The organism is Psychrobacter sp. L7 (genome assembly GCF_002810365.1).
In the GTDB taxonomy this organism is placed as follows: domain Bacteria; phylum Pseudomonadota; class Gammaproteobacteria; order Pseudomonadales; family Moraxellaceae; genus Psychrobacter; species Psychrobacter celer.
Window position 1 is genome coordinate 1 of the sequence record NZ_NEXR01000015.1, and the last position, 5,415, is coordinate 5,415.

The window sequence follows — 5,415 nt, forward strand, 5'->3', positions numbered from 1 at the left end:
AAGCCTTTTTTTGACAACCTATTAAATCGATTATAGGCGGTTTTCCATGGACATAGCTCACTCGGTATATCACGCCATGGGGCTCCTGTACGAAGTTTCCACAATATGGCTTCCATGACTTGTCTGTCGTTTTTCCAAGTATGACAGCCATGAGCTTTCATGGTACTTTGGAGTTGTTCCCATGTATTATCATTGAGCACTGTTCTTGCCATAATTTAGAGAGCCATGTGGTAAATAGTCTCTTTATTTTAAAGGCTTTATACTTGCTTTTCCAGATTAGGGACACGCCCTAGAAACTACTTTAAAGCTACTTTTCTTTTACACCAACTAATGGACGATAAGCAATTAAAGTGGCTTGAAGCTTTTGATAATCATGATTTGTCAGATGATGATGCTATGGCGCTTATGCTAGCTCACGAGACAGGTGCAGTTGATAACAGTACTCTTAGAGAAATAACTAAATTAGAAACATTGTCAGCAAGTCGCCTTTTATCCAATCTTTGTAAGAAAGGGTTGTTGCAGAAAAGAGGTGGCGGGAGCTCTACTAACTATACCTTAACCGAACATGCCTTAGGTCTAAATATTAATAGTCAGGAAAAAAAGCAAGGTATTTTATTAGTTGATAATCAAACCTCAGGAGCTAACGATCAAACCTCAGGAGCTAACGATCAAACCTCAGGAGCTAACGATCAAACCTCAGGAGCTAACGATCAAACCTCAGGAGCTAATGATCAAACCTCAGGAGCTAATGATCAAACCTCAGGAGCTAACGATCAAACCTCAGGAGCTAATGATCAGTATTTACTAGACCTTTCAGATATAAAGAAAATAGAAGATCTACCACAAAAAACCTTAAGCCAACTAAATGACCTTCCTAAGAAGGCTTCGATGAAGCAGATACAAGGTATACTTCTTCTTCTATGCAATCAGCAAAAATTTAGTACAGAGGAATTAGCAAAATCAATTAATAGAAATTCAGACTATTTACGTACAAAATATATCAATTCACTTCTAAGTAAGGGGCTACTAAGTCAGACGTATGCTGAAACTCCTAACCACCCTAACCAAACATATTCAACAACTGAAGCTGGTATAGAATGGTTAAGCAATGAGAATAATATTGTACCGAATATAAAGAAGCAGGATGATTAACATCATCGCTTCTCATTGTCAGACCGTTCACGATCAATTTTTGGCATAGATGCATTGAGCTTACTTTCTGTCATTCCATGTTTGTAAGCATTGTACTGCCACAATACAAACATTTGCTTGTATTGACGGTTTTGCTCCTTGAGTTCTGCAAGCTCTGCTTCTAAGTTAGCAATTCTTGAAGCTGCTGCATTTAAACTAGCAGGCCGAGGCTTAGTAGGTGACTTCCCCTTAAGTGTGTCTTTTTTAGCTTGGTAAGCAGCCTTAATCGCCTCATGAGCGCTTAGAGATTGCCTTGTAGGCTTCTTACCCACAAGAGGCTGTACTTCCTCGCAAATCGCAGCCCACGTGATTTTGGGCTCATCCCAACCTCGAATCAGATTGACGATAGCTTGTATTTCTTGTCTGTTGAGATTTTTAGCCAAAACCGCCTCCAAGTATATCTGTGAGATTCTCTAAGATTGATGCCTCTTTAAATTCAACTTCATTCTCTGCAACCATACTTATAGATTTCTTTTCAGCAACACGACGTAACTGGCTGAAGTCATTGCCACGAAGCTTAACCTGTGCACCGTCATCTATGTCTGGATTCTCTAGAATACAGATAAGATCTCGCAATCTATTGGCTGTTTTGGTTTGATGCTCCAACCATCTATCAGCACCCATTTCTCCTTCTTCAATTGCTTGCTCAGATTTAACTAGTAAATGCTCAATTTTATCGAGTCTCTCTTTCATACGAATTAGTTTTTCTGCATCACCTTTAATACACACTTGTTCTGTACAATTAATACAGTCTCTAAATTTTTCACACGGACTCATTGTAAAGTCGTGCACACAAAATCCATATTCTGTGACATGAGCAGCAGCTTGCTCAAGGGTGTTAAACTCTTGAGCAGTGACTGGAAGATGATTTTCCACTTTACCTAAAGGGCCAAACAGCGCTTTCGAGGGATCAATCCTCTCTGCCATAGCGACCATTTCATAGTCAGCCATGTGGTTATAGGTGCGGTTTTGTTTTACATCCGCTCTACCAGACCATTTAGCTATTTCAAGGTTGGATAAACCACCACGCTGTGCAATAGTATTGAGCAGGTGGCGAGCTTGATGCGAGGTAACTTTTAATCTTTCACCATCGTTGTCAAAATAACCATACCTATCAAATATATTCTTATGTTTATCTCCCAAAGCTAGACGAGTACCGATATCGTTATTGAAAAAGGTCGTATCAGGCTTTTTAAGTTCGGTAGGCAAACGCGGTCTATTACCATGGAATTGATTAGCATTTAGCGCAAATAGTGCATTCGAGAACTTAATACCTTTATCTTCATCAAACCATGGAAAGCTATCAGGCAGGCGTCCTTTTACGTGTTGCCATAGACTATTTAAAGTATTCGTATAATCATGATGATCAAGACCTCTACTATTCAAACTAGAATAACAGATATCTTTTGTATGATGAGCTAGCCCTAATGCTTGACAAGCTTGCTCCATCGTAAGCGGCTTATCATCGGCTACGTTCGGACAGTTCTCGTGCCGATAAAACTTATTAGGATTGTCCTCAATCCATTTAGCAAGCTTACGAGCTTCAAAGGATAGATTTTTAGCTCTATCAACGGCGATTTTAGCGACTTCTACCATGACGGTAGGTATCCACTTAATATCTCCTTCATAGCCTTTACCAGCAAAGAATCGCCATCCATAGCGCTCTACACCTTCACTATCTTTTTCAAACACTTCACAATCTATGGGTAATGCCATTACCTCGGCAATTCGAGAGGGTGCAGACATTAACATTGCAAATATTGATGTTGTAAAAATATCTCGCTCCTCAACAGGATTACTAGCGAATATCTCAGCTAATGCGTTGAGCGCAGTTTCGTTAGGAAGTTTTTTTTCTCTATTTTTTTTTGCCTCTTTACCTGTTCTTGTAGTGTCTGTTGGACGAGAAATGGGATTACGCCATTCTTTTAGATTTGTATTAATGAGATGATTATCAGTTACAAATTTAGCCAACCTTTCAATCTCTCTTCCACAGGCATAAGCAGCACCCTCACTGTAATAGCCTCTTGCCAATGAAACTGCTTCATCTAGACAAGTAAGAGATAGTCCTTTTATAGATGCGTCACCATTCACTTGAATGAGTGCTGCTTCTAATACTCGGAGCGCTTTAAGCTCATTTTTAGTATTAGTAGGCTTATGACCTTGTTGATACCGAAGATATGCCTTTGCGAATTCCAAAAAGCTCTTATCCATTAACTCTTCTTGCTTTGGCTTACGTGTTGTGACCCCGAACTTTGCAAATACGGCTACTTTTGGCCAGACGTGAGCATCCCAATCTAAATCAACTCCAAACACTGTTAAGTCTTCACGGCATTTACTTATAAAAGCCTCTAAGTTAGCAGCGGCTGTTAGTTCTGCTTTAGACTTGAACTGGAAGATATTAGGCATGATCAAGACCTCTCTGCTCATTAAGTTCATCACGACGCTTCTCACAGCGAATTATGACGTCAGCTACAGCAACGATGCTTCTATCTAATATTGCTGCTACTTCTATATCACCAGTGATATCTTTAACTCGTTCTCGCTCTTTTAGTAAGTCCTGATACACTTCTTTATGAGGGCCATCAAGCCAAGGTTGGAAGTGGATGCAGGTATAACAAGGTATAGGAACGTTTGCCCCACAAAACCCATGCTCACCGCAAGTTCCAATCCCTGAGCCTTCTTCAGTACGAATTCTGCTATTTGGGTCGTCACCACGCTCAGCATGTTTTTCAGAATCAACTAGCACACCTGCAAAGGCTTGCGCATAAGGTGCTAATTCGAAACCAACGGCTTCATCTAATCGCTTTACATGCTCAGGGATATTTTTAATATATACGCCCGAATTTTGCGTATCACTATGGTCTAGTAGCTCTGCTATTACTAACTCACCAAACCCTTCACGCGCAGCTCTAGTACCTGTGGTGTATCTAAACCTACGAGCAGTGATATAGAGTTCTTCGCCTGTTCTTTCTGATCTAATATCTGACGCTGCGACAACGAACTGTAAAGTGTCAGTCACTTTAGATGCTGCTATATGCAACTTGTCACTCGTCGCTAAAGCTCTAAGCTCAAAGAGAGAGCCTATTTTTCTAATTACCGAGTAGTCAGGGAATAGGGGGACTTGTTGACTGTCCTGCTCATTTAATTTGCACCCAATACTTTTTTCGACCTTTGAGATGGCATTTCTTACTTGAGCTGAGAGAATAGACCATAATTCTTGTGTTATGGCAAAATCTTTTGATTGACTCCTAAACCCTTCACCATGCTTTGCCCTCGGTACATTCAGTAAATAACGAGGTTCATCTCTCTTATTTGTACCACATACAACGTCTATTACTTTTAAATGAGATATTTGAACTGGACGACGGCCTGTATTACTTGCAATACGTGAGATCGCAAACTCATCAAGTGTAATGAGGTTTAGCTCAAAAGCCTTTACTGCCCCCTCATTAAAAGCTTGTAACTCATTGTCGCTTAATGGGCCTTGGTTAGGGTCTTTGCGTTTAATAGCATCACCTTTCCTATTACCTTTGATAGTCCAACTTTCAAGTAATTGAATCACGCTTTCATCAATACCATCATAGCCAAGTTCATACCACTTTCTCAAAAAGCCTCGAACTGTTCCTAAATACCACTCATTAGTCCTGCTTAAAGAAGCTCTATAGTTAATAAGCATAGTGTCATCAACTATAGAAGAACCTGTATTTTTAATCATATGATTAAATCTAGCGGCTATATTATAAGTATGACTAGCTGATAAGTTAGATGCATAATAAGCTAATACATGAACGAAACTATTCAGAGTATGCTTATCTAAATTTTTGTGAAAAAAGCTTAGGTTAATAGTACTATTTTTATCTAAAACCCACTCGCTATCCCAAATATGAAAATAATACCCTTTCGTCTTTGCACGTATTCTCTTATTTTGTTTAGGTATAGTCAGTCTAGAATAAAAGAGATACAACCCATATCATGAAACAGCTTAGGTAGATTATTCTCCATCCAGCCTTGACGTAGAAATTTTGCCTGTGCCCACTTCTTTTCAATGGGATTTAGATCAGGGCTGTAGGGTGGCAACCAAAGAATACGATGGCCATGTCTGTTCAGTAGTTTTTGAATGCATTTGTTCTTATGAAATCTAGCATTGTCCATCACGATCACACATTTTGTTTTAAGACTTGGTATTAGCGTGTGTTTGCACCAGTGGTAGAATATGCTGCTGTT

The 5,415-nt window shown here is 39.5% G+C and carries 6 protein-coding genes; 1 reads left to right on the top strand and 5 read right to left on the bottom strand.

Features of this window, described 5'->3' with window-relative positions; all coding sequences use genetic code 11:
* Nucleotides 1-212 (bottom strand): transposase (locus CAP50_RS12420; protein ID WP_153045449.1); only part of this gene is annotated, 212 nt, incomplete at its 3' end.
* 118 nt (nt 213-330) lie between these two features.
* On the opposite strand from CAP50_RS12420, the gene CAP50_RS12425 reads away from it, so the two are divergent.
* The gene (locus CAP50_RS12425) at nt 331-1,152 is read left to right on the top strand and encodes a hypothetical protein (protein ID WP_100750129.1); all 822 of its coding nucleotides are present in this window, start codon (nt 331-333) and stop codon (nt 1,150-1,152) included.
* Between the two features lie 2 nt (nt 1,153-1,154).
* Here the strand turns inward: CAP50_RS12425 and CAP50_RS12430 are convergent, their stop codons facing one another.
* The 4 genes from CAP50_RS12430 to CAP50_RS12445 all read right to left on the bottom strand — a co-directional run.
* Nucleotides 1,155-1,574, bottom strand: coding sequence for a hypothetical protein (locus CAP50_RS12430; RefSeq protein ID WP_100750130.1), 420 nt, complete (start codon nt 1,572-1,574; stop codon nt 1,155-1,157).
* A complete protein-coding gene (locus CAP50_RS12435) occupies nt 1,567-3,597 on the bottom strand; it encodes an integrase (protein ID WP_100750131.1) in 2,031 nt (676 codons plus the stop codon). Before CAP50_RS12435 ends, CAP50_RS12430 begins: the two co-directional genes overlap by 8 nt.
* Entirely contained in the window at nt 3,590-5,155 is a 1,566-nt protein-coding gene (locus CAP50_RS12440) for a site-specific integrase (RefSeq protein ID WP_198411629.1), read from the bottom strand. The genes CAP50_RS12435 and CAP50_RS12440 overlap by 8 nt, the downstream gene beginning before the upstream one ends.
* Nucleotides 5,131-5,415, bottom strand: a 285-nt coding sequence (locus CAP50_RS12445; RefSeq protein WP_172953135.1) for a transposase, incomplete at its 5' end; no start/stop codon positions are given. The genes CAP50_RS12445 and CAP50_RS12440, both read right to left, overlap by 25 nt.